Here is a 22998-nt window from a genome sequence, read left to right as displayed (position 1 = left end):
AGTGGAGGTAGGCTCGGCCCATGCTGGATGTCCTGCCCGCCGCGCAGAAGCTGCTCTTCGACCAGCGGCAGCCGCGTGATGTCGCCATCGCGACGATCATCGCGACCGAGGGTTCGGTTCCGCGCCCGGCGGGAACATCGATGCGTGTCGATGCCACCGGGGCCATCATCGGCTCCCTCACCGGCGGATGCGTCGAAGGAGCCGTGCTCGAGGCGTGTCAGGACGCGCTCGCCACTGGACACGCTTCGGTGCAGGGTTTCGGCTACAGCGACGAGGACGCCTTTGCCGTCGGCCTCATGTGCGGTGGCCGCATCCACGTGCTCATCCAGCCCTTCCGCTCAGGCTGCCCCAGCCTGCGATCGGACAGCGAACCGGTCGCCGTGGTGCTGCGGCTGCCCTCCGCCGACGATGCCTGTGCCCCGATGGCAGCTGTCTTCGCCGCCGCTGTGGACGAGAGCACGGGGCCGAGCACCGACGCCTTGGCCGTCAGTCTGGAACCTCTGGTGCCCGACGCCGTGGTCGAGACCGCTGCGCAGCGCGTCGGTGCCTTCATCCGCAACGGTCGCACCGGCAGCATTCGTCTCGCCCCGCCGGAGGGCGGCAGCGAGCCGATCGAACTGTTCGTCGAGACCCGCATCGAACCGGCCCATCTGCTCGTCGTCGGAGCCAACGCCTTCAGTCGTGCCCTCGTCGAGGCGGCCAGGCCCTTGGGACTGCGCATCACCGTGTGCGATCCCCGTCCGGCCTTCGCCGATCCGGCATCGTTTCCCGGCGCCGAGGTGGTCCGGGCATGGCCGCACCGATTCCTCACCGAAGCCGCAGCCACCGATGAGCTCGACGATCGGAGCATGATCTGCGTCCTCAGCCACGACCCGAAGGTCGACATCCCCACCCTGACCGTCGCACTCGACCTCGACGTGGCCTATGTCGGCGCGATGGGCTCGCGTCGCAGTGACCGCGACCGCCGCGCGGCCCTGCGCGAAGCGGGAGTGGAGAGCCCGGCGCTGGCACGTCTGCACTCGCCGATCGGTCTCGATCTGGAGACGTTCACCCCCGCCGAGGTGGCTGTGTCGATCCTCGCGGAGATCCTTGCCGTCCGCGGCGGCCGTCGACAGGTCGGTCCTCTCAGCGACGATGCCTGACTGCAGCCCTCAGCCGGTGCAGGTCCTCAGGTACGTCGACATCGGCACCGTCATCGAGATCGGAGCAGTCGATGAGATCGACGACGTATCTGTGCGCTGCGAGCAGATCACGGGCACCGATGTCGCCGTGTGCGGCAGCCGCCGCATGGCTCGTCCAGCTCGCGTCGAAGAGCACCGGGTGACCGCGCCGAAGCTGCCCCTCTGAGTCCCGGTGCGCCGCAGCGGTGATCGCACCGGGACGGTGGGCGGCGGTGAGACGCGCGACTTCCGCCGCACAGATTCCGGGACGGTCCACGGGCGTGACCATGACGTCCGGTCCGGGCCCGATCGCCTGCAGGCCGCGGCGCAGCGAGGACCCCATTCCCGAAGACCAATCAGGATTGACGGCGATGACCACACGGTCACATCCGGCAAGCGCACGCGCGACCTCCTCGCGGCAGGCTCCGGTGACGACTGTGACGTTCTGGCAGCCACCGTCGAGCAGGGCGAGCACGACGGATTCGACCAGGGTGAGCCCGTCCTCCCTCATCAGCAGTGCCTTCGGCCCCCGGCCGAGGCGTTGCCCCGCTCCGGCGGCGAGGACGAGACCCGTCGGGCGTCGGCCGGCGAAGGGCTGCCAGGGACGTGTCGCCTCGGCCTCGCTGCTCATTTCGGCAGGAACGCGTCGCCGAAGACCGGCAGATCGCGGACGCGCACCCCGGTGGCGTTGAAAGCGGCATTCGCGATCGCGGCTGCGGCACCGACGATGCCGATCTCGCCGATGCCGCGAGCACCGAGCGGTCCGGCGTGCGGGTCCTCCTCGTCGAGCCATTCCGCCTCGATGTCGGTGATGTCGGCATTGACGGGAATGTGATACTCGGCGAGGTCGTGGTTGACGACGTGACCGAAGCGGGGGTCGAGTTCGCCCTTCTCATGCAGTGCCATCCCGACGCCCATGGTCATGCCGCCGATGAACTGTGAGCGGGCGGTGCTCGGGTTGACGATCCGACCGGCGGAGAACATGCCGAACATGCGCCTCAGTCGGATCTCACCGGTGCTCGGCTGGATGCGGACCTCGGCGAATTGGGCGCCGAAGGAGTGCAGGGCGAACTTCTCCGCCGCGGGATTGGCCTCGGCCTCTCCCTTGGCCTCGGCGCCGAGGGCAGGATCGGCTCCGTGCTCGGAACGGAGCGCCTGGGCTGCGGCGACGATCGCCGTGCTCCAACTCGCCAGGCCCGTGGATCCGCCGGCCACGGTCGCGTTCGGCAGCGTGGTGTCGCCGATTCGCAGCTCCACCTGCCCGATGGGAACGCCGAGGGCGTCCGCGGCGGCCTGGGACAGAGCGGTCCATGTCCCGGTGCCCAGGTCGGCGGCACCGATCGAGACCTCGAAGCCTTCGGGAGTGCGGCGGATCCGCGCGACGGAGCCCGGCTGCCTGCCTGCCGGGTAGGTCGAAGAGGCCACGCCCATGCCGATGAGCCAGCCGTTCTCCTGACGGTTGCGCGGCTGCGGATTCCGCCTCTCCCAACCGAAGCGGTCCGCACCTTCTCGCAGGCAGTCGATGAGCCGGCGTTGGTTGAATGGCAGCCCGGTGTCCGGGTCGGTGGTCGGTTCATTGCGCACTCGCAGCTCGATGGGGTCGAGCCTGGCGGCCACGGCGAGTTCGTCCATGGCGATCTCGAGTCCGACCATGCCCGGGGCCTCACCGGGAGCACGCATCCAGGAGGGCACCGGCACGTCGAGCGGAACCACTCGCTGGGTGAGGCGGCGGTTGTCGCCTGCGTACATCATGCGGCCCGGCTTCGTCGCCTCCTCGGGGAACTCCTTGGTCTGCGAGGACATGGAGACCGCATCATAGGCGAAGGCCGTGAGCGTGCCGTCGGCTCGAGCGCCCAAACGGATGTGCTGCAGAGTCGGAGCCCGATAGCCGGTGATCGAGAACATCTGCTGCCGGGTCACGGCATACTTCACGGGTCGACCCGGCACCGCCTGCGCGGCGAGGGCAGCAAGCATCATATCCGCGTGGGGGACGCCCTTGGAGCCGAAGCCCCCGCCGACATGCGGGGAGATGATGCGGATCTTCTCCTGCTCCACCCCGAGGATCGGCGCCAACGTCGCACGTGCGGGGTGCACCCCCTGCGTCGAGGTCCACAGGGTCAGCTCATCTCCGTCCCAGCGGGCGACGGTCGTGTGCGGTTCCATGGGGTTGTTGTGTTCCATGGGAGTGCTGTAGCGCGCATCGATGCTCACGTCCGCCTCGGCGAGGGCCGCGTCGACATCGCCCGCGCGCACATCTCCTCCGCCCGACTCCGGTTCCCGGGACTCAGGATGGTCCTCCCGCAGCTCGACGTCGTGATCGTCCTGCACATAGGTGATCTCGACGAGGCCCGCCGCATGGCGGGCCTGCTCGGGGGTGGTGGCGATGACGGCACCGAGGTACTGGCCGCGGAAGCCGATCTCGGCAGAGCGCAGGATCGCGAGCTCACCGTCGTCCGTGTCCGCCGGCTCGGGGGCGCTGTCATGGGTGAGCACGTGTACCACCCCCTCTGCAGCTTCGGCTGCGGAGACGTCGATGTGCGCGGCACGCCCGCGGGCGATCGCCGCCTGCAGCGGGTAGAGGAAGAGCGGATCGTCGAGGGGGTGCTCATAGGCGTAGGGGGCGAGGCCGCGGACCTTGTCGGGGCCGTCGAGGCGCACCTGATGGGTGCCGACGGACGTGGTCGTGAGCAGGTCACTCATGAGTGTCCTCCGTGGTCGATTCCGGCAGAGCTTCCGGGACTCCGGTGAGCTCGGCGAGCACGGTGCTGATCGCTCCGCGTGTCATCCGGACCTTGAAGCGGTTGCCGTCGAGGGGCTCGGCCGCCTCGAGCTCGGCGTCGGCTGCTGCCAGGAACGTCTCCTGATTCGGTTCCGCGCCACGCAGCACCGCCTCGGCGGCGCGGGCTCTCCAGGGTCTGTGGGCGACGCCGCCGAGGGCGATCGCGGCCTCACGGATGATCGGTGCGGGCCCTGCGGTGTCGACGTCGACCCGGGCCGCGACGGAGACGAGAGCGAAGGCGTAGGAGGCACGGTCGCGGATCTTCCGGTACGTCGAAGCGCCGGGCTTCGGGGGAGGGAGCTCGAGGGCGGTGATGAGCTCGCCGTGGTCGAGGACCGTGTCCTGGTCGGGGCGATCCCCGGGCAGCCGGTGGAACTCGGTCACCGGGATCCGGCGCTCACCGCTTGCACCGAGGACGACGACCGTGGCATCGAGTGCGGCCAGAGCCACGGCCATATCCGAGGGGTGGGTGGCCACGCAGTCCGCTGAGGCACCGAGGATCGCGTGGTAGCGGGTGTAGCCGCCGATGGCCGAGCAGCCGGAGCCGGGATCGCGTTTGTTGCAGGGGGTGGTCGTGTCCTGGAAATACACGCACCGGGTGCGCTGCAGCAGATTCCCGCCCATCGTGGCCGCGTTGCGCAGCTGACCGGAGGCACCTGAGAGCAGGGCACGTGAGAGCATCGGGTAGTCGCGTCGGATGCGCGGGTCGGCGGCGGCGTCGCTGTTGCGCACCATCGCACCGATCCGCAGGCCTCCATCGCCGAGTGCCTCGACCTCCGTGAGCTCGAGGCGGTTGATGTCGACGACGAGGTCCGGTTCTGCGACTCCGAGTTTGAGATGATCGACGAGATTCGTGCCTCCGGCCAGGAACACCGCATGGGGACGGTCGGTGACAGTCGCGACGGCTCCGGCGGCATCGGCGGCGCGTTCGTAGTCGAAGGGATTCATCGTGACTCCTCTGCGGCTCGGCTCACGGCCGCGACGATGTTGACATAGGCTCCGCAGCGGCAGAGGTTTCCGCTCATCCGCTCGCGGATCTCCTCGTCGGACAGCTCGACCGGTCCCTCGAGGTCATCGGTGACCACGCTCGGTGCGTCTTCGGCGGCTTCGGCCAGCATGCCCGCGGCCGAGCAGACCTGGCCCGGCGTGCAGTACCCGCACTGGAACGCGTCGTGGGCGAGGAATGCCCGATGCAGAGTGGAGAGCTCACCCTCGGGGGCCAGACCGTCGGCGGTCGTGACTTCGGCGTCGTCGTGGGTAAGCGCGAGTGCCAGGCAGGAGTTGAGCCGACGACCGTCGATCAGGACGGTGCAGGCCCCGCATTGGCCGTGGTCGCAGCCCTTCTTCGCGGACATCACCCCCAACCGGTCCCGCAGCGCATCGAGAAGAGTGGTTCGAGGATCCACGACCAGAGTGTGCTCCTGGCCGTCGACGGTGAGGTGCAGCGAATGTCCCATGTGGGAGCCTCCAGACAGCATTGTCGACGTCCGGCCAATCTAACCCCGTTCGGACACCCCGACAAGAGGGGTCAGCTTTCCTCCTCGGGAAGGCCGGAGTCCTACAGCGGGGAGGTTCGGGCGGCCCCGCACCCCCTGTTGCACTTGATCGGCGCCGAGTACGGTGAAAGGACCATCCGGCACGAACGGTTGCGAACGAGGAGGTGCCCAATGGCACGCCGCGAGCAGAAGGTCACGGTCGAGGGCCATCGACTGACATTGAGCAATCTGGACAAGGTCCTCTACCCGGAGACCGGCACGACGAAGGGGGAGATCCTCGACTACTGTGCCCGGATCGCCCCGCACCTCATCCGCCATGCCCGGGACCGGATCGCCACGCGCAAACGCTGGGTCGACGGGGTCGGCACTCCCGATGACCCCGGAGATGTGTTCTTCGAGAAGAACCTCCCGGACTCTGCCCCGTCGTGGATCCGAACACGGGCGATCCGGCACTCCACCGGCACCAAACGCTATCCCCTGGTCAACGATCTCGCGACCCTGACCTACCTCACGCAGATGGCCGCGCTCGAGATCCATGTGCCCCAGTGGAGGGTGCGCGCGGGGGCGAAGGACCCCGGCACGATCGACTCGGAGACCCGTTTCCCCGACCGGATGGTCTTCGACCTCGACCCCGGTCCCGGGCGCGGTCTGGCTGACTGCATCGAGGTGGCCGAGCTCGTGCGCGAACTGCTCGAGGGCATGGACCTGGAGGTCTACCCGGTGACCAGCGGATCGAAAGGCGTCCACCTGTATGCGCCGCTGGACGGTTCGGTGAGCTCGCAGCACGTCTCCGACGTCGCCCATGAACTCGCCCGCAGCCTGGAAGCCGACCACACGAAGCTCATCGTCTCGGCGATGAAGAAGACGCTGCGGGAGAACAAGGTCCTCATCGACTGGTCGCAGAACTCGGCGTCGAAGACCACGGTGGCTCCGTATTCTCTGCGCGGCCGCTTCACCCCCATGGTCGCCGCACCGCGCAGGTGGGACGAATTCGACGACCCAGCCGCCGTCGAGCAGGTGCGCTTCGAGGAGGTCCTCGACCGGATCGACGATGTCGGGGACCTCCTCGAACCTCTCGCCGAGGCGGTCGGAGGAACCGCCTCGGCGCCGGAGTCCGGAGACGGGGCAGAGTCCCGAGCCGATTCGGAGTCCCAAACCGACCCGAAGTCGGACGAGGACCCGGAAGCCGAGCGCGACCGACTGGAGGTCTACCGGTCCAAACGGGACCCGAAGCGCACGAGCGAACCCGTGCCGGCGAAACAGGGAACGAGCGGGGACGAACTGAGCTTCGTCATCCAGGAACACCATGCGAGGAGCCTCCACTGGGACTTCCGACTCGAACACGATGGTGTGCTGGTCTCCTGGGCGCTGCCGAAGGGACCGCCGACCGACCCGGGGAAGAACCACCTGGCGGTCCAGACCGAGGACCACCCCCTCGAATACGGCAGCTTCGAAGGCACGATCCCGAAAGGGGAGTACGGTGCCGGTGACGTCGAGATCTGGGACGCCGGCACCGTCGAACTCGAGAAGTGGCATGAGGGCAAGGAGATCATCGCGGTCCTCCACGGAAGTGAGGACGGCGGCCTCGGGGGAGTCCGGCGATTCGCCCTGTTCAACACCGGGAGCCACGGTCCGAACAAGGACCCGGAGAAGAACTGGATGATCCACCTCATGGAGGACGAGCCGAAGAAAGAGGCTCTGCCGGCGGATCTGTCCCCGATGCTCGCGAGCATCGGAGACATCGATGCCGTGCGCAGGGAAGCCGAGGACTGGGCCTTCGAGATGAAGTGGGACGGCATCCGTGCCCTGGCGAGTGTGCAGCCGGGTGACGGGGACCGCAGCGGCAGCATCGAGCTGACCAGCCGCAACGGCCGTGACATGACGAGCACCTATCCGGAGCTTCGCGAACTGACCGATTGTGTCGAGGCCGACTGTGTCCTCGACGGGGAGATCGTCGCCCTCGGGCAGGGCAGCAGACCGGATTTCGGGAGGCTCCAGCGCAGAATGGGACTGAGTCGGGAGAGCGACGTCGAACGGGAGCGGCAACGCACCCCCGTCTACCTCATGGTCTTCGACGTCCTCTACGCCGACGGAACCTCGCTGCTGCGCACCCCCTATACGGAACGGCGCGAACGTCTGTTCGAACTCGTGGCCGAGAGCGAGCACATCCATGTGCCCCAGGCCTTCGAAGGAAGCGTCGACGCCGCCTTCGAGTCCAGCCGGAAGCTTCGACTCGAAGGGGTGATGGCGAAGCGGACCGACAGCGTCTATCTCCCCGGAAAACGCACCCGCACCTGGGCCAAGCTCAAGCACGCCTCGACGCGCGATGTCATCATCGTCGGCTGGCGGACCGGTGAAGGCGAACGCTCGGGCAGCTTCGCCTCACTGCTGGTCGCCGCCCATGACGATGACGGGCTTCACTACCTCGGTCGCGTGGGCACCGGATTCGACGAGGCGGCCCTGCGGAGTCTGCGCTCGAACCTCGATCGCCGGTCTCGGAAGACGCCGGCGCTCACCGTGCCGGCCGCCGAGTCGCGGGATGCTCACTGGGTGCGACCGGACCTCGTCGGAGAGGTCCGGTTCTCTGGCCCGACCGAGGCCGGACGCCTGCGGCACCCGGTCTGGCGCGGCCTGCGCGCCGACATCGACGCAGAGGACGTCCGAGTCTGAGCTGCCTCGGCTGACAGGCGGTCGCTCAGAGCGAACGGAACGTTCCCGCATCGGCCCGCGCCCAGTCGCGGCTCCAGGACTCGGGCGGCTGTGCCAGCAGCTCTCCTGGTTCGAGCCAGTCGTAGAGATCGGCGTACGAAAGGTGTTCGTTGCGTCCGATGTTGCGGTGGAGCTGCTGTGGGGAGAGCTCGGTGGGATCGCTGACGCCCATCGAGGCCATGATCTCCACGGCCTGCTGCACGGTCGCCTCCTGGTAGTTCCGCACCCGTTCACTCTTATCACCCACGTGCAAAGCCCTCTGCCGTTTGGGGTCCTGGGTGGTGACACCGACCGGGCACTGCCCGGTATGGCAGATCTGAGCCTGAATGCAGCCGACTGCCATCATCATGGCGCGGGCCGAGTTCGTATAGTCTGCCCCCTGGATGAGGCGCTTGACGATGTCGTTTCCGGCGGCGACCTTCCCGCTGGCGCCGATGCGGATCCGATCCCGCAGGCCGGTCCCGACCAGCGCGTTGTGGACGGTGAGGAGGCCGTCGGTGAGCGGGGTGCCCACGTGATCCTCGTACTCGAGGGGAGCGGCACCCGTGCCGCCCTCGGAACCGTCGACGATGATGAAGTCGGGTGCGGTCCCCACCTCGAGCATCGCCTTGCAGATCGCGAGCACATCCGTGCGGGATCCCACACAGAGTTTGAACCCCGTGGGCTTGCCGCCCGAGAGCTCGCGCATCCGTGCGATGAACTCGATGAGTTCGACCGGGGTGTGAAAGACGCTGTGGGCGGCCGGGCTCACGCACTTCTCACCTTGCGGAACGCCTCGCGTCCGGGCGATCTCAGCGTTGACCTTCGCCGCGGGCAGGACGCCTCCGATTCCGGGTTTCGCACCCTGGCTCAGTTTGAGTGAGACGCACTTGACCTGGTCGCGGGAGCTTTGGTCGGCGAACTGGGCGGGGTCGAAGCCTCCGCTGTCGGTCCGGGCACCGAAATAGCCCGACCCGATCTCCCAGACGAGGTCGCCGCCGTTCTCGAGGTGGTAGTCGGAGATCCCTCCCTCACCGGTGTCATGGGCGAAGCCGCCGAGGTCGGCACCGCGGTTGAGCGCCCTGACGGCGTTGGGCGACAGGGAGCCGAAGCTCATGGCCGAGACGTTGAGCAGCGCCATGCTGTAGGGCTTCGCACAGTCGGGCCCGCCCACCTGCACGCGAGGCGTCTGGTCCGGAACCGCGACGGGCGCGGTGGAGTGGATGAGGAACTCATAGCCGACGGAGTTGACGTCCCGTTCGGTGCCGAAGGCCAGCTCTCCGTGGATTCCCTTCGCGCGTTCGTAGACGAGGGAGCGGATGTCTCGGTCGAAGGGCCGTCCGTCCCAGTTGCGTTCGATGAAGTACTGCTGGAGTTCGGGTCGGAGCGTCTCCAACAGGAATCGCAGATGACCGACGACGGGGTAGTTGCGCAGAATCGAGTGCTTGCGCTGCAGCAGGTCGTACACGGCCACGCCGACGACGGCGAGCACCACCGCACCGAGGACCCACCACGCCCACGGTCCGACGGCTGCAGCCCAGGCCACCGCCACCAGTCCGATCAGCGCTGACGTGATCGCCAGGAAACGCCCCATGGAAGACTCCTCACTCCGAGTACCGAGGCGAGGTCGAGACGACCTCGCCTCCCTCACTCCATCGTGGACCTTCGGCCGACGCTTGGGAAGCGGCAGCGACATCAGTGGGAAGTCTGCTTGTCCTCTGAGGCGTCGGTGCCGTTGTCGTTGAAGCCGATGAGGTCATAGCCCATCTCGGCGAGTTCTTCGTCCTCGGAGCCGGGTGGTGTCGAGCCGTCGATGGGCCGACCGGCTGTCTCATTGAAGAAGTGGATGCCGATGAGCCCGATGATTCCGGCGGCGACGAGGTAGACGGCAGGGAAGAGCTCGAAGCCGGTCTTCTGGATGACGAAGGTGTTGACCGCCGCGGTCGTTCCGCCGAAGATCGCCGTGGAGATGTTGTAGCCGATGGCGAAACCGGAGAAGCGCACCTGCGTGGGGAAGATCGCCGGCAGCGTCGCCGAGACGCAGGACTGGAGCATGACCTGGAGCAGGGCGATGATGCCCAATCCCAGGATCTGCAGGCCGGTCCCTTCGGCCTGTATGAGCAGGAACGCGGGGACGGAGAGGACGATGAACCCGATCGCCGAGGTGTAGAGGGCCGGTTTGCGCCCGATGGTGTCGGTCAGCCGGCCCAGGGGAGTGATGACGACCATCATCGCAGCGAGCACAATGACGAGCGTGACGTTGCTCTCGACCTCCGAATGGCCCAATGTGCTGCTGAGGTAGGTGGGCATGTACGTGAGCACCATGTACTGGCCGATGTTGAGCAGTACCACGAAGGCCATGAGCATGGTGATCTGCTTCGAGTAACCGCGGAAGAGTTCGCGGAAGGGCTTCTTCGTCGTCTGCTGCCGGCTCGTCGCCGCGGAGAAGGCCTCGGGCTCATCGAGCTTCATCCGCAGCCACAGCGCGATCCCGCCGAGCGGGAGTGTGAGCAGGAACGGCAGCCGCCACCAGCCGGCATCCATGCCGTCGCTGCCGACGAAGACGAGCAGAACGGTGCAGACCAGGGCCGCCGAGGCGGTTCCGGCCAAGGTGCCGAGTTCGAGGAACGAACCGCAGAAGCCTCGGCGTCTGTCCGGTGCCGACTCTGCCATGTAGACGGCCGCACCACCGTACTCTCCGCCCGTGGAGAAGCCCTGGACCATCCGGCACAGCAGCAGGAGCACGGGAGCGAACGCACCCAGGGTCGCATAGGTCGGCAGGATGCCGATCAGCGTCGTCGGGATGGTCATCATGATGATGGTCAGGACCATGATGTGCTGTCGCCCCACCTTGTCGCCGAGGGGGCCGAGGACGAAGCCGCCCAAGGGTCGGAAGACGAACGAGAGGGCGAGGAAGGCGAAGGTGAGTGCCACACCCCACTGGCCGGGGAAGAACGCATTGGCGATGTAGACCGAGACGTAGGAATAGACACCGTAGTCGAACCATTCGACGGCATTGCCGAGGGCGGACCCGCTGATGGCTCGTCTGAGTGTGCGTCTGTCTTCGGTCGGCATCGTCTTCATGTCGATGCCGTCGGGCGTGGGGATCTTCTCAGCGGAGTCGCTCACAGCGTCTGCCCTCCCTCTGCGGTCGTCTGTTCCGTGGTTTCTCAACGGTTTCTGGCCGGCAGGTTAACACTGCGATCAGGACGTCTGCGCCCCCTTACGGGAACGCGGTGACTGCGTTAGTCTCGGGAGACCTGTGACAAATCGAAAGTGAGGAGCAGACAATGAATACACCTGAGAACATCGCCTACACCGCTCGCGCGGAGATCACCGGCGGTCGGGACGGACATGGCGCCACCGACGACAAGATGGTCGACGTCGACCTGCGCACACCGAAGGAACAGGGCGGACCCGGCGGCGGCACCAACCCCGAACAGCTCTTCGCCGTCGGCTACGGGGCCTGTTTCCAGGGCGCACTCGGGCTGGCGGGCAAGGAACAGGGCGTCGACACCTCGAAGTCCGTCGTCAACTCCCAAGTCGGAATCGGCAAGGAGGGTGAGAGCTTCGGCCTGTCGGTGAGACTCGAGGTCAGCATCCCCGACGTGGACCTCGAGACAGCGCAGAAGCTCGTCGACCGCACCCACGAGCTCTGCCCCTATTCCAAGGCCACCCGTGGCAACATCCCCGTCGAGGTCGTCGCGGTCTGAGACCGGTCGAGGACTTCAGCCCTCCTCGTCATCCTCTTCGTCGAGGGTGCTGAAGTCCTCCACCTCGCGGGGCGCGCCCGCGACGAGGATCTCGTCGTTGGCGTAGAGAGTGACATCCTGATCAGCGATGTTCCAGCTGTCCTCACCGTCACGCCTGAACGCGACGACACTGATCCCGTACTCGCGTCTGATGTCGAACGACGCCAGCGGTGAATCCGAGATGCGCACCGGCGGGGCCGTGCGGGCCAGTACGAAGTCTTCGCTGACGGGCATGAAGTCGGACATGTGCCCGCGGATGAGATGCGCTGTCCGGCGCCCCATATCGTTCTCCGGACGGATCACATTGTCGATGCCCAACTGTCCGAGGATGTCCGCATGCGTCTGACTGACCGCCTTGGCCCAGATATGCTGATTCCCGATTTTGAGGACCTTCGAAGCGACGAGGATGCCGGCTTCGAGGTCATTGCCGATGGCGATCACCACTCGACTGACCTCCTCGATGCCGAGCTGACGCAGCACGGTCTCATCCGTTGCATCCGTTCGGGAGACGAAGGCGAGCTTGTCGGAGTACTGGGCCACGACCGCCTCGTCGATGTCGATGCCGATGACGTCGACGCCGTAGGCGGCCAGTTCCGTGGCCAGTGATCCGCCGAAGCGACCCAGCCCGATGACGGCCACCGCACCGTCCCTGGCCAGGGGGTGGGGGTTGCCCAAGAAGAACGCCGCAGGTCGCGTGCGCCACTTTCTGCTCTTCATCTCCGGTCTCCTTTCCTGAAGTGCGTGGGTGCTGACTGTGAGGCAGTGATGCCGGTCGGGCTGCTCAGCCGATGAGCGGCCGTTCGACCGGGAGCTCGTAGCGGATGGCCCGTGCCCGCAGCGCCAGTCCCGAAGCGACGGTCACCGGGCCCAGCCGACCGAGGATCATCACTGCGATGAGGACGGCCTGACTCGTTCCGGGCAGCCCCGCGGTGATGCCGGTCGACAGGCCGACGTTGCCGAAGCCGGAGACGACCTCGAAGAGGAGGCGATCGAGGCCGGGACGCGGGTCATCGAGCATGAGGACGATGGTGGCCGTGGCGATGAGCGCGAGAGCGAGGACGATCACCGTCGTCGCCTGTCGGTACGCTGATCGTGCCACTCGGGATCCGAAGAGGTTCGTCGCCGTGCCTCCGGAGATCTCGGCCCAGGTCATCGCCAGCAGCACGAGAACAGTGGTGATCTTGACCCCGCCCGCGGTTCCCGCCGGGCCTCCGCCGACGAACATGAGGATGTCCATCACGAACCAGGTCGCGGGATGCAGCTGAGAGATGTCGACGGTGCTGAAACCCGCGGTGCGTGTGGTCGTCGATTGGAATGCGGCCGCCTGCAGCTTGTCCCACAGGTCGAATCGTCCCAGAGTTCCGGGGTTGTTCCATTCGACTGCGGCGATGAACACCGTGCCGACCAGGAGCAGAACCGGAGTGGCGACGACCACCGCACGCGTCGTCATGCTCCACGCCAGCGGGGCCCGAAAGCGTCGGACGATCTCGATGAACACCGGATAGCCGAGTCCGCCGAGGATGATCGCCGCGGCCACGGGTGCGCAGACGAAGGGATCGGTGGCGTAGCCGGCGAGGCTGTCGGATCTGAGACCGAAGCCGGCGTTGTTGAACGCCGAGACCGCATGGAAGATCGCGTCCCACGCCGCGTCTCCGGGTTCTTCACCGTAGTGGACGGCGAAGCGAAGGAACAGCGTCGTCGCAACGACCGCCTCGGTGGCGAGGGTGAGACCGATGATCCGCAGCACCATGGGTCGGACGCCTCCGATATCGGAGCTCTTGGCCTCGGCGGCGGCCGACTCCCGGAGCCTGAGCCCGACCTTTCCCGCGACGAGCATGGCCAGAAGAGTCGTGAACAGCAGGACGCCGAGGCCGCCGAGCTGGATGAGCCCGAGGATCACTGCCTGACCGAAGAACGTGTAGTCGCTTCCGGTCGAGAGCACCTCCAGGCCCGTGACGCTGATTGCGGAGGTGGCGGTGAAGAGCGCAGACAGCACTGAGATGCCGCCGGGAGTCGACGTCGCTGCGGGCAGCATCAGCAGGCCCGTGCCGAGGAGCAGAGCCGCAAGGTAGGTCACGACCACGCGGTCGATGGCATTGCGATTAGGATGATGCACGGTCGGCATGCTATCGACCCTGAATCAGCTCTGCCGTAGACGTCATAGGCTCAACAGTACCGATGTTCCCCCAGGCCACAAGGGGGTCTGTTCGGCACTCGGCTTACGGCCGGATCGCTCGTTCCTCGCTGCCGTGTCCGGGAGTGAGATCTCCCAGTTGGGAAGGTCGCAGGGGAGTGAAGTGACCCGCGGACTCGGTCGCAAGCACGCGTGCTGTGAGGCAGACGTGGTCGCCTCCGTCGTCGAGCATCGCGACCCGTTCGACGAGGAGGCGGTTCGGCAGGTCGGCGAGCAGCGGCACCCCATCCTCGGTGATGGTGAAGTCCAGGCCGGAGAATTTGTCCGTGTCCGATCCGGAGACCGACCCGAAGTGCCGGGCCGGTTCACGGTCGGAGGTGGTGAGGAAATGCACGGCGAAGCGGTCCGCACGCAGCGCGACCCGGTAGGTGTGGTTGGCTTTCGACAGCCAGAGGCAGTACCGCTGAGGCCAGATGCTCGCCTGGGAATGGAAGCCGACCAGACAGCCGGCCCGTTCGCCCTCCGCCGAGGTGGTGACGACGATGAGCGGGGAATCGACGGAGCCCATGAGGTCGTCGAGAGAAGTGCTCATCAGACTCTCCCGTCCGGTGGCTTCGCCTCGTAGCGGAGGAAGAGGGTGTCATCGGCGACCATCGTCGACTTCAGAGAGAACTGAGCGATGCCCGCTCCGGGAGGAGTGACGCTCACGGGAAGCTGATCGCCGCCCATCATCGGTGAGACCGACAGACACAGCTCGTCGAGGCGGCCGGCGGCGACGAGCTCTCCGAGCCACCGCGGTCCGCCTTCGCAGAGCACGACCCGATGGCCGAGACCGGCAAGGGCCTGCAGAGCGGCGGCTGGTTCGACCCGCTCCTCACCGGCGATGATGACTGTCGCCGCCTGTTCCGCGGCCGCCAGCAGATCGGGGTCCGCTTGTGCGCACGTGATGACGATGGTGCGCGCATGCTCGGGGGCCGCGGCGAAGACCTGGGATGACCAGTCGAGGTCGAGACTGCGACTGACCACCGCCACCGGCGGCATCTCGGACTGTCCCCGAGCCCGCCGCTGCGATCGAGCCGATTCGCTCAGACGCATCGGCGCATAGCCTTCGCTGCGCACCGTCTGCGCGCCGACCATGACGACATCGGCGATCTGTCGCATCCTCCGGAACAGAGCCTGATCCGGTTCTGTCGACAGAGCGCCGACGCGCCCGTGGATGGCGGCGGTCCCGTCGAGACCGGCGACCATGTGGCCGGTCACCCAGCATTCGTGTCGCGGCTGGGAGCGGTCGACCTCGAGATAGGGCGTCAGTGGGTCCGGAATCGGTGCGCTGCGTTCGAGAGGCTCCATCCGTGCAGTCTACTCAGCCTTGCCAGGCGTTGTCGGTGAAGAAGCCGTCGATCCAGCCGGGCAGGCGGTGCCCGTCCTTCGCGGTCTCGAGGGTGTAGGGGGCGACGTGGAAGCCGGCCTTGTCGAGCGCGTGCATGTCCTTCTTCGGCAGCTTCGTGCTGGGCCCGACCCATTCGATGCCGGCGTCCTCGATCTCGTCGAGGGACTCGTCGGGCAAGGTCGCCCCGGTGAGGTAGAGCGAGGTGTACCCGCGTTCGGCGATCGTCTTCGCTGCTTCGAAGTCGAAGGACTGGACGATGAGTGAGTCGGCCAGTCCGCGTTCGTCGAATTCGTCAAGCACCTGATCGACTTCCGCCGAGGTGGCTCCGGGCTTGATCTCGGGCACGAGGACGACGTCGCCGCCCATCTCGTCGAGGAGTTCATCGAGGGTGACGGTGGCGGCGTCTTCTCCGCCGGCCGGGTGCTTGATGGTGGCTGCATCCCATTCTTCGCGGCTGAGATCCCGGATGGGTCCGCTGACTCCGTTGAGAGTGCGGTCGGCGGTGTCGTCGTGGTTGAGGACCGGGGTGCCGTCTGCGAGGAACTGGATGTCCATCTCGGGCAGGAAGCCGTCTTTCGCCGAGGCGGTGAACCCTTCCATGGATTCTTCGGGGTAGACGTCGGCGCCGCCTCGGTGGGAGATCGTGGTGGGGAATGTCAGGTCGGTGACTTTGTCGGGTGCGGTGTAGTCGCTGGGGGAGCCGAGTCCCGGAGCGTCATTCCCTGCTGAACCGAGGCTCGCGGCTGTCGCGGGGGAGATGCCGGCACCGAAGGTGGCCGATACCGCGAGTGCTGCAGTGGCGATGATCGTGAGTGGGCGGGTGGGCGTGGATGTCGCATTCTGTGTTCTCACGCCAGCGACGCTAGGAGCGGCAGGCGACCGTGCGGCGAAGACGCCGTGAACGCCTCCGGCAGGTCAGAAGAACGTGCGGGAAATGGCCGGGCCACTCTGCGCAGCGGACATCACTCCGGACCGTCAGAGTGACCGAATTCTAGTGCTTTCAGCAGTTTCACGGGAGGGGTAGCGTCGATCGAGCGGCTTTGGAATCGTGGGTGCACAGTTCGCATTCGTACCCATTCCGACGATATGGCGAGGAGGAGCTGCCCATGGACTACACCCGACTCGGGAACTCAGGCCTGCACGTCTCACGGCTGGCGCTGGGCACCATTCCATTCGGATCCGGCGGAGGATTCGAGAAGATTGCAGGCATCCGCGGCGACGACGCTCGACGCCAGTTCCGCGAGGCCCTGGACCGTGGAGTGAACTTCATCGATACTGCAAATCTCTACTCCGCCGGTGATGCGGAGAGGGTGCTCGGCGAAATCATGGGCGACAGACGTGATGATGTCATCCTCACCTCCAAGGCTCGGATGCCCACAGGTGAGGGGCCCAACGATTCGGGTGCGAGCAGACAGCATCTGGTGCGAGCAGTCGATGACAGCCTCGAACGGTTGCGCACCGATCATCTCGATCTGCTCTACATCCACCAGTGGGACGGGCAGACGCCGATCACGGAGACCATCTCCACTGTCAATGACATGATCCGAGCCGGGAAGATCCGTTACTGGGGAGTCTCGAACTTCAGCGCCTGGCAGCTGACTAAGACGGTCTATGAAGCGCAGCTGGCGGGACTCGAAGGACCGATCGCCCAGCAGGTGTACTACACGCCCGAGGCCCGCGAGATCGAATACGAGATCATCCCGGCCGCGCGTGACCTGGGAGTGGCGACGTTCGGCTGGAGTCCGCTGGGAGAGGGGCTCCTCAACGGGAAAGTCAGGCGCGGTCAGGAGACGCCCTCCGATACTCGACAGGGAACCGGCTGGCCGGAACCTCACGTCACCGACTGGGAACGAGCCTATGACCTCATCGACCTCTTCGCTCAGATCGCGGATGAACTGGGTTGGTCGATCCCGCAGGTTGTGATCTCCTGGATCCTCGATCGCCCGGGTGTGGACGGCACGGTGATTGCGGCTCGGAAGTTCGAACATCTCACCGACGATCTCGATGCCGCGGAACTGACGCTTCCGGCGGAGGCCCGGGATCGGATCACTGCGGCTTCGCAGCTGCCCGCCTACTACCCGCATTGGCACAGGATGATGACAGCCCAGGACCGGCCCGAGCCCGCCGAAGTCGAATTCCACGCCGAACAGCGCCGACATGTCTTCGGTGACGACACATAGAGTCACAGACCACGCACAGAGACACATATATGGGAAGAAGGTGTTTGACCATGCGCAGCGATGAGTTCCTTAAGAACGTCACTGAAATCGGCGGTCCGAGCGATCCTGAAAGCGCTGCCGTCGTGACCCGGACGGTGCTGGACAATCTCGGAAAGCAGCTCAAAGGCGGAGAAGCAGCAGATCTGGCCGCACAGCTCCCTGCCGAATTGCAGGAGCCGCTTCAACGGCACGGCGAGGAAGACCCGTTGACCGACGACGCTGATGAGTTCCTCCGTCGTCTGGCTGATCAGCTGGGCGAGGGGATCGATCCCGAAACCGCAAGGGCCTATGCCCGCGCAGTGCTCTCGACAGTGGATGCAGCAGTGTCCGAAGGCGAGATCGAAGACCTCCGCTCACAGCTGCCCGCTGGCTTCGCCCCACTCTTCGAGGACTGACACGGCCGACCGTCTACGACGCGGGTCTCTCACGGGAACCGTCGACAGTTCCGGCGATCACATCCATTTCTTGACGCGGAAGACGACGTAGAGGACGACGCCCAGCCCGAGCATGAGGCCCAATGCCATCGGGTAGCCGAAGACCCAGTGGAGTTCGGGCATGTCATCGAAGTTCATGCCGTAGATCGCACCGACGAGAGTGGGTGCGAAAAGGATCGCCGCCCATCCGGAGATCTTCTTCATGTCCTCGTTCTGTCGCTGAGCGACGAGGGTCGAGTTGACGTTGAGGATCTGGGACAGGGCCTCCCTCAGCTCGCCGGCTTCGGCGAGGACGCGGGTGAGGTGGTCGGTGACGTCGTCGAGGTAGGCGCGCAGCTCGTCCGGTATTGCGTACTTGCTGGCCCCGTTGCCCAACGCCTGCGTCAGACGGTTGAGATGCGTGGAGTTGTGGAGGACGTCGATGACTTCCTGGCTCAGGAGATAGATGCGCTCGGCTGCGGCAGTGTCACCGCTGAAGACCTGCCGCTCGATCCCGTCCTTGTCGATCTGCAGCCCGTCAAGGACCGGGAAATAGCCGTCGACAGCCGTGTCGAGGAGTCGATAGACGAGTGCTTCGGGCCCTAGAGAGAGCAGTTCGCGGTCCTTCGTCCACGCGCGCTTCTCGTTCGTGAAGTACTCCCGAATCCCGCCGAGGCTGCCCGGGATGGGCGTGCCGTCGATGAACCGATCACCCTGACAGATGATGACGAGCACATCGTCTTTCATCAGCAGATGGAACTCGTTGAACTCGACTTCCTCCTTCGCATCGATGTACACCGCCGACTGGAGGACGACGAAGAGCACCTCACCGTAGCGTTCGATCTTGGCACGCTGATTCGCGTGGTAGAGATCATCGACGAGGACGGGGTGCAGGTCCCACGCCGAGGCGATCTCAGCCAGAAGCTCGGGAGTGGAGGCGGGGATGATCACCTGGGTGATCGCCCCTGATTCCGTGGAAGCATCGCTGCCCGAGTCGGGCACCGTCAGGGCGTCGGCGAAGGAGTCGGAGACGATGAGGTCCTGAGGTTCGCTGTCGACGATGCGGCGGCTGAACAGAGACGCAGCCTCGGGCGTGGGCGTCGCTGGAGCGGCCGCTGGGCGCTTCCGCAGAGACGGTCGTTCGAATCGGTGTCGGCTGACAGGTGACATGGTGCTCTCCTCGCTGGATCACACTTAAACTAGCCGATCTCGGCCGCTTGCGTCGATTGCCGGTCGGCAGACCGTTCACCTGGAGAGGAGGGCGAGTTCAGTGGGAACACAGACAGGCATGCACAATAGATGCCATGACCTTTCACCCGGCAGATCTGCCGCACACTGCGGTTCGTGGTGCCAATTTCGCACAGTCGGTTGCCAAGCTCGTGGCGCAGAGACTTCGCGAACGTGTCCGCGAATCGCGGCTGCCGGACGAATTCTCTCCCCAGGACGACGACGCCTTCGTCGCGGCCGGCTACTTCGCAGGAGACCTCACCTCGGTCTACCAGCTGGAGCAGTGGCTGTGGCCCTTCAAGCAATTGGAAGCACGGCTCAAGGACGACGGCCATGGAGATCAGCCCTTCGGCATCATTGTCCGCAACGCTCCAGTGGCGGAGTACCTCAAGGGCATCACCTCGTTCCCGGTGCGTTTCTCACGCCTGACCCACGGTCTCGACAAGTTCATGCAGTCCCCGAGCCTCCGTGCCGTCTTCTATGTCAACCAGGGAACCAGCAATTTCCAAGCGCTGCGCTACCCCGAGCCCGCACACGTGCACCTCAGTCACGGTGAGAGCGAGAAGATCTCGATGATCTCCAATCAGCTCAAGGGGTACGACTACGTCTTCACAGCCGGTCAAGCCGCCAGGGAGCGGATCGAACAGACGCTCTACGGAATGAGCGACGATCGGATGTTCGATGTCGGACGTCCCCAACTGGACTGTCCTCGCTCTGTCCCCCGGGAGTGGATCGAGTTCAAGAAGGCTCACCCTGACGGGAAAGCGGTGTTCTATGCGCCGACATGGGAGGGCGATTCTCCGTCGATGGCCTACGGAACAATCGCCTACAACGGCGAAGCCATCGTCACCTCGCTGCTGGAAGCCGGTTATCGAGTGATCTTCCGCCCTCATCCGCGTACCGGAGTCATGAGTCATGACTTCGAGAAAGCGGTGGAGGACGTGGCGGAGATCGTCGAGTCCGATCCGCGTGGGTTCCTCGACAAGAGTCCGGATGTGTCCTGGCAGCTCGACGAGGCCGATCTCGCTGTAGTCGAGATGACCTCGGTCGCTTTCGACTGGCTCGCCTCCGGGAAACCGCTGGTGATGGTCAAACCCCATGAACCGGACGCGGAAGTACTCGAAGGAGGGCTTCTGGACCGCTGTCCGTCAGTGGACCCCGACGGCCGGGAAAGCGTCGTCGACGTCATCGCCGAAGCCGTAGCCCGAAGCGAGTCGGTTCCCGCATTGGCGAAGTTCTACCTCGGCGACACCGAGGCGGGTGAACAGACCGCACGATTCATCCACGCGAGCGAGCGAGTCATCGAGCTGCGTTCTGAAGAACGCGGGCTCAAACACGGCGGGTGAGCCATACGACAATTTCTTAACTTGAAGTTACAGAATGGTAAAATAACGCCGGACCAATTCCGCGGCCCACCACCTGGGCTCCGATCACTGGACGGAAACAGCAATGCGACGAGTCATCACCTACGGAACCTTCGACCTGCTCCATTACGGGCATATTCGCCTGCTCCAGCGGTGCAAGGAACAGGGCGACTACTTGGTGGTGGCCCTCTCGAGTGACGAGTTCAATGCCGGCAAGGGCAAGAAGTCGTACTTCTCGTATGAAGAGCGCAAGCACATGCTCGAGGCGATTCGCTACGTCGATCTCGTCATTCCCGAAGACAATTGGGAGCAGAAGTCGACCGACGTCGACAAGTACCACATCGACACCTTCGTCATGGGCGATGACTGGGAAGGCGAGTTCGACTTCCTCAAGGACAAGTGCGAGGTCGTCTACCTTCCTCGTACTCCCGAGATCTCGACGACGCGAATCAAGAGCGAGCTGGGTAAGTCCTGACCGAAGGGGCGCGGACTTCGCGCTATCGTGGCTGGAGACCAACCATGGACCAGAGAGGAACGGACGTGCCCGAACAGTCTCCGGCGAACCATCCGACGCTGGCGGAGCTTCGGGCCAAGGCCCAGCCGATAGAAGTCCGCAGTCGAAAGAACGCGGAGCACTGGACCGCGCAGCTCTACCTCCGGCACATCTCGATCTACTTCACCATGTTGCTCGTTCGGACCAGGATCAGCGCCAACGGTGTCACCGGACTGATGATCCTGGCAGGTTGGTGCATCGCCGGAAGCCTGCTGATCCCCGGAATCTGGGGCGCCGTACTTGCCGTGTTCTTCTCCCAAGTGCAGATGTACATCGACTGCTGCGACGGTGAAGTCGCCCGCTGGCGAGGCACGAGCGGAGCCAAAGGCGTCTTCCTCGACAAGGTCGGCCACTACACCACAGAGGGCTTGGTCGCGGTTGCCCTCGGAACTCGGGCCGTGGGGGAGTGGAACAACCTCGTCGATGACCCGGCCGGTTCATACCCGCTTCTCCTCGCAGGCACCGCCTTAGCCGCACTGGTCCTGCTCAACAAGGCGCTCAATGACATGGTGCATGTCTCCCGCGCGTTCAACGGACTCGACAAACTCGCCGACTCGAAGGAAGCCACCGCGGTCAATCCGGGTCTCGTCGCCACGCTCAAACGCATCGCCCGCTTCGTGCCCTTCCATCGGATCTTCCATTCGGTGGAGATGTCTCTGATGGCGCTGCTCTCAAGCATCGTGACTGCGATTGCTGTGACGGCAGCGGCCGAACCGCTGTTCGGAGAACGGTGGCTCGTTCTCATCATGGCACCCCTGTGCCTCTTGTCGGTCATCGGGCATTTCCTGTCGATCATGGCATCGAAGAGGCTGTCATGAGCGAAGAATCGAGGATCCTCTCCCAGCGGTTCGAAGAGAACCGACGCTACACGTTCGGCGTCGTCGTGCTGAGCCAGGGAAAACGACTCGACGACCTCAATCGCGGTTTCGAATCACTTCTCGCGCAGAAGGGCGTCGACCTCGACATCGTCTGCGTCGGCAACGGATGGGATCCCGAAGGCATCCCGGACCAGGTCAAGAAGCTCGGCCTGCCGGAGAACCTCGGCATCCCGGCCGGACGCAATGCCGGAGTGCCGCACGTGTCCGGTGAGTTCCTGTTCTTCCTCGATGACGATGCCTGGCTGCCGGATGACACCTCGCTCATGCGCATGGCACAGCTGATGCGCACCAAACCGCGAATCGGACTGATCCAGCCTCGAGTCGAGGAACCCGGAGGACCGGACGCACCGAAACGATGGATCCCCCGGCTCAAGAAAGGGACGGCGGATCACTCGTCGAACGTGTTCTCGGTCTGGGAAGGCGCAGTCTGCATGCAGCGTCGAGCCTTCGACGAATGCGGCGGCTGGCCCGCACCTTTCTGGTACGCCCACGAAGGCATCGAACTCGCCTGGCGAGTCTGGGACGCCGGGTACATCGTCTGGTACATGGGCGACCTCGCGGTGGCACACCCGGTGATCGACCCCAGACGACATGACGAATACTTCTACATGAACGCCAGGAACCGCGTCTGGTTGGCCAGGCGAAATCTTCCCTGGCCGTTCAGCTGGGCATACGTCGGTTCGTGGACCCTGATGCAATGCATCAAGTGGGCGAACAAGCCGCACCAGCTCAAGGCCTGGATGGAAGGGTGGCGAGCCGGCTGGCGGCTTGACCCATGGGGCAAGGACGAAGACCGCCGAAAGCTGTCCGGACGCGGCGTGCTGCGAATGTCACGGCACGGGCGACCTCCGATCGTGTGAACGCGGGTGTTGTGCGCCCAGTGCGCGAACTTTCGCGCCGAGAACTGACAGGGACCGCGGTCGGGTCCGATCTAGCCGACTGAGA

Annotated in this window: 21 protein-coding genes; 9 read left to right on the top strand and 12 right to left on the bottom strand. The window is 65.4% G+C overall.

The window, feature by feature from the left end; all coding sequences use genetic code 11:
- Nucleotides 1–20 precede the first annotated feature (20 nt).
- Entirely contained in the window at nt 21–1142 is a 1122-nt protein-coding gene (locus tag J9314_RS14765) for an XdhC family protein (protein WP_210603105.1), read from the top strand.
- Here J9314_RS14765 and J9314_RS14760 read toward each other — a convergent pair.
- The 4 genes from J9314_RS14760 to J9314_RS14745 are packed head-to-tail and all read right to left on the bottom strand — an operon-like array spanning nt 1126 to nt 5396.
- Complete coding sequence (locus tag J9314_RS14760; protein WP_210603104.1) at nt 1126–1791, bottom strand: nucleotidyltransferase family protein; 666 nt, start codon at nt 1789–1791, stop codon at nt 1126–1128. The two genes, J9314_RS14765 and J9314_RS14760, sit on opposite strands and share 17 nt — an antisense overlap.
- A complete protein-coding gene (locus tag J9314_RS14755) occupies nt 1788–3860 on the bottom strand; it encodes a xanthine dehydrogenase family protein molybdopterin-binding subunit (protein ID WP_210603103.1) in 2073 nt (690 codons plus the stop codon). The genes J9314_RS14760 and J9314_RS14755 overlap by 4 nt, the downstream gene beginning before the upstream one ends.
- On the bottom strand, nt 3853–4887 hold the full coding sequence (locus J9314_RS14750; protein WP_210603102.1) for an FAD binding domain-containing protein: 1035 nt from the start codon (nt 4885–4887) through the stop codon (nt 3853–3855). The genes J9314_RS14755 and J9314_RS14750 overlap by 8 nt, the downstream gene beginning before the upstream one ends.
- Nucleotides 4884–5396 carry a (2Fe-2S)-binding protein gene (locus J9314_RS14745; RefSeq protein WP_210603101.1) on the bottom strand — a complete coding sequence of 171 codons (513 nt, stop codon included), beginning with the start codon at nt 5394–5396 and terminating at the stop codon, nt 4884–4886. Before J9314_RS14745 ends, J9314_RS14750 begins: the two co-directional genes overlap by 4 nt.
- Before the next feature lie 210 nt (nt 5397–5606).
- On the opposite strand from J9314_RS14745, the gene J9314_RS14740 reads away from it, so the two are divergent.
- Nucleotides 5607–8105 (top strand): ATP-dependent DNA ligase, encoded by a 2499-nt coding sequence (locus J9314_RS14740; protein ID WP_210603100.1) that lies wholly within the window; start codon nt 5607–5609, stop codon nt 8103–8105.
- Between the two features lie 25 nt (nt 8106–8130).
- Here J9314_RS14740 and J9314_RS14735 read toward each other — a convergent pair whose 3' ends face one another.
- Together J9314_RS14735 and J9314_RS14730 are read right to left on the bottom strand one after the other, a co-directional pair.
- Nucleotides 8131–9717: an FMN-binding glutamate synthase family protein gene (locus J9314_RS14735; RefSeq protein ID WP_210603099.1), complete on the bottom strand. Its 1587-nt coding sequence runs from the start codon at nt 9715–9717 to the stop codon at nt 8131–8133.
- A 101-nt stretch (nt 9718–9818) separates the two neighbouring features.
- A complete protein-coding gene (locus J9314_RS14730) occupies nt 9819–11252 on the bottom strand; it encodes an MFS transporter (RefSeq protein ID WP_246490415.1) in 1434 nt (477 codons plus the stop codon).
- 161 nt (nt 11253–11413) lie between these two features.
- Between J9314_RS14730 and J9314_RS14725 the strand changes: the two genes are divergently transcribed.
- Nucleotides 11414–11836, top strand: coding sequence for an organic hydroperoxide resistance protein (locus tag J9314_RS14725; protein ID WP_139908814.1), 423 nt, complete (start codon nt 11414–11416; stop codon nt 11834–11836).
- Nucleotides 11837–11851: 15 nt separating this feature from the next.
- Here J9314_RS14725 and J9314_RS14720 read toward each other — a convergent pair whose 3' ends face one another.
- From J9314_RS14720 to J9314_RS14700, 5 genes are all read right to left on the bottom strand, one after another.
- Nucleotides 11852–12592: a potassium channel family protein gene (locus J9314_RS14720; RefSeq protein ID WP_181272978.1), complete on the bottom strand. Its 741-nt coding sequence runs from the start codon at nt 12590–12592 to the stop codon at nt 11852–11854.
- 64 nt (nt 12593–12656) lie between these two features.
- Nucleotides 12657–13991, bottom strand: coding sequence for a TrkH family potassium uptake protein (locus J9314_RS14715; RefSeq protein ID WP_425514165.1), 1335 nt, complete (start codon nt 13989–13991; stop codon nt 12657–12659).
- A 103-nt stretch (nt 13992–14094) separates the two neighbouring features.
- Nucleotides 14095–14601: a flavin reductase family protein gene (locus tag J9314_RS14710; RefSeq protein ID WP_246490414.1), complete on the bottom strand. Its 507-nt coding sequence runs from the start codon at nt 14599–14601 to the stop codon at nt 14095–14097.
- Nucleotides 14601–15359, bottom strand: coding sequence for a dihydrofolate reductase family protein (locus J9314_RS14705; protein ID WP_210603097.1), 759 nt, complete (start codon nt 15357–15359; stop codon nt 14601–14603). The genes J9314_RS14710 and J9314_RS14705 overlap by 1 nt, the downstream gene beginning before the upstream one ends.
- 13 nt (nt 15360–15372) lie before the next feature.
- Nucleotides 15373–16251: a glycerophosphodiester phosphodiesterase gene (locus J9314_RS14700; protein WP_210603096.1), complete on the bottom strand. Its 879-nt coding sequence runs from the start codon at nt 16249–16251 to the stop codon at nt 15373–15375.
- 254 nt (nt 16252–16505) lie between these two features.
- On the opposite strand from J9314_RS14700, the gene J9314_RS14695 reads away from it, so the two are divergent.
- Both J9314_RS14695 and J9314_RS14690 read left to right on the top strand, forming a co-directional pair.
- A complete protein-coding gene (locus J9314_RS14695; protein ID WP_210603095.1) occupies nt 16506–17579 on the top strand; it encodes an aldo/keto reductase in 1074 nt (357 codons plus the stop codon).
- Nucleotides 17580–17629: 50 nt separating this feature from the next.
- Nucleotides 17630–18013, top strand: coding sequence for a DUF2267 domain-containing protein (locus J9314_RS14690; protein WP_210603094.1), 384 nt, complete (start codon nt 17630–17632; stop codon nt 18011–18013).
- A gap of 57 nt (nt 18014–18070) precedes the next feature.
- On the opposite strand, the gene J9314_RS14685 is transcribed toward J9314_RS14690, so the two are convergent.
- Complete coding sequence (locus tag J9314_RS14685) at nt 18071–19201, bottom strand: magnesium and cobalt transport protein CorA (protein ID WP_210603093.1); 1131 nt, start codon at nt 19199–19201, stop codon at nt 18071–18073.
- A gap of 134 nt (nt 19202–19335) precedes the next feature.
- Between J9314_RS14685 and J9314_RS14680 the strand changes: the two genes are divergently transcribed.
- The 4 genes from J9314_RS14680 to J9314_RS14665 all read left to right on the top strand — a co-directional run bounded on the left by J9314_RS14680 (nt 19336) and on the right by J9314_RS14665 (nt 22913).
- Nucleotides 19336–20604 (top strand): CDP-glycerol glycerophosphotransferase family protein, encoded by a 1269-nt coding sequence (locus J9314_RS14680; protein ID WP_210603092.1) that lies wholly within the window; start codon nt 19336–19338, stop codon nt 20602–20604.
- A 103-nt stretch (nt 20605–20707) separates the two neighbouring features.
- Complete coding sequence (gene tagD, locus J9314_RS14675) at nt 20708–21097, top strand: glycerol-3-phosphate cytidylyltransferase (protein WP_127364802.1); 390 nt, start codon at nt 20708–20710, stop codon at nt 21095–21097.
- Between the two features lie 44 nt (nt 21098–21141).
- The gene (locus tag J9314_RS14670) at nt 21142–21993 is read left to right on the top strand and encodes a CDP-alcohol phosphatidyltransferase family protein (RefSeq protein WP_210603091.1); all 852 of its coding nucleotides are present in this window, start codon (nt 21142–21144) and stop codon (nt 21991–21993) included.
- On the top strand, nt 21990–22913 hold the full coding sequence (locus tag J9314_RS14665) for a glycosyltransferase family 2 protein (protein WP_210603090.1): 924 nt from the start codon (nt 21990–21992) through the stop codon (nt 22911–22913). The genes J9314_RS14670 and J9314_RS14665 overlap by 4 nt, the downstream gene beginning before the upstream one ends.
- Nucleotides 22914–22998 lie beyond the last annotated feature (85 nt).

This window comes from Brevibacterium oceani (assembly GCF_017948325.1).
Lineage (GTDB): Bacteria > Actinomycetota > Actinomycetes > Actinomycetales > Brevibacteriaceae > Brevibacterium > Brevibacterium oceani.
Note: the sequence above shows the minus strand (reverse complement) of the source record. Positions and strands in the feature narration are given on the sequence as shown.

Coding starts and splice junctions, on each gene's coding strand:
- J9314_RS14690 (WP_210603094.1), top strand. CDS start 17,630: ATGCGCAGCGATGAGTTCCTTAAGAACGTCACTGAAATCGGCGGTCCG.
- J9314_RS14685 (WP_210603093.1), bottom strand. CDS start 19,201: ATGTCACCTGTCAGCCGACACCGATTCGAACGACCGTCTCTGCGGAAG.
- J9314_RS14740 (WP_210603100.1), top strand. CDS start 5,607: ATGGCACGCCGCGAGCAGAAGGTCACGGTCGAGGGCCATCGACTGACA.
- J9314_RS14735 (WP_210603099.1), bottom strand. CDS start 9,717: ATGGGGCGTTTCCTGGCGATCACGTCAGCGCTGATCGGACTGGTGGCG.
- J9314_RS14695 (WP_210603095.1), top strand. CDS start 16,506: ATGGACTACACCCGACTCGGGAACTCAGGCCTGCACGTCTCACGGCTG.
- J9314_RS14720 (WP_181272978.1), bottom strand. CDS start 12,592: ATGAAGAGCAGAAAGTGGCGCACGCGACCTGCGGCGTTCTTCTTGGGC.
- J9314_RS14755 (WP_210603103.1), bottom strand. CDS start 3,860: ATGAGTGACCTGCTCACGACCACGTCCGTCGGCACCCATCAGGTGCGC.
- J9314_RS14705 (WP_210603097.1), bottom strand. CDS start 15,359: ATGGAGCCTCTCGAACGCAGCGCACCGATTCCGGACCCACTGACGCCC.
- J9314_RS14680 (WP_210603092.1), top strand. CDS start 19,336: ATGACCTTTCACCCGGCAGATCTGCCGCACACTGCGGTTCGTGGTGCC.
- J9314_RS14760 (WP_210603104.1), bottom strand. CDS start 1,791: ATGAGCAGCGAGGCCGAGGCGACACGTCCCTGGCAGCCCTTCGCCGGC.
- J9314_RS14750 (WP_210603102.1), bottom strand. CDS start 4,887: ATGAATCCCTTCGACTACGAACGCGCCGCCGATGCCGCCGGAGCCGTC.
- J9314_RS14670 (WP_210603091.1), top strand. CDS start 21,142: ATGGACCAGAGAGGAACGGACGTGCCCGAACAGTCTCCGGCGAACCAT.
- J9314_RS14665 (WP_210603090.1), top strand. CDS start 21,990: ATGAGCGAAGAATCGAGGATCCTCTCCCAGCGGTTCGAAGAGAACCGA.
- J9314_RS14710 (WP_246490414.1), bottom strand. CDS start 14,601: ATGAGCACTTCTCTCGACGACCTCATGGGCTCCGTCGATTCCCCGCTC.
- J9314_RS14765 (WP_210603105.1), top strand. CDS start 21: ATGCTGGATGTCCTGCCCGCCGCGCAGAAGCTGCTCTTCGACCAGCGG.
- J9314_RS14725 (WP_139908814.1), top strand. CDS start 11,414: ATGAATACACCTGAGAACATCGCCTACACCGCTCGCGCGGAGATCACC.
- tagD (WP_127364802.1), top strand. CDS start 20,708: ATGCGACGAGTCATCACCTACGGAACCTTCGACCTGCTCCATTACGGG.
- J9314_RS14745 (WP_210603101.1), bottom strand. CDS start 5,396: ATGGGACATTCGCTGCACCTCACCGTCGACGGCCAGGAGCACACTCTG.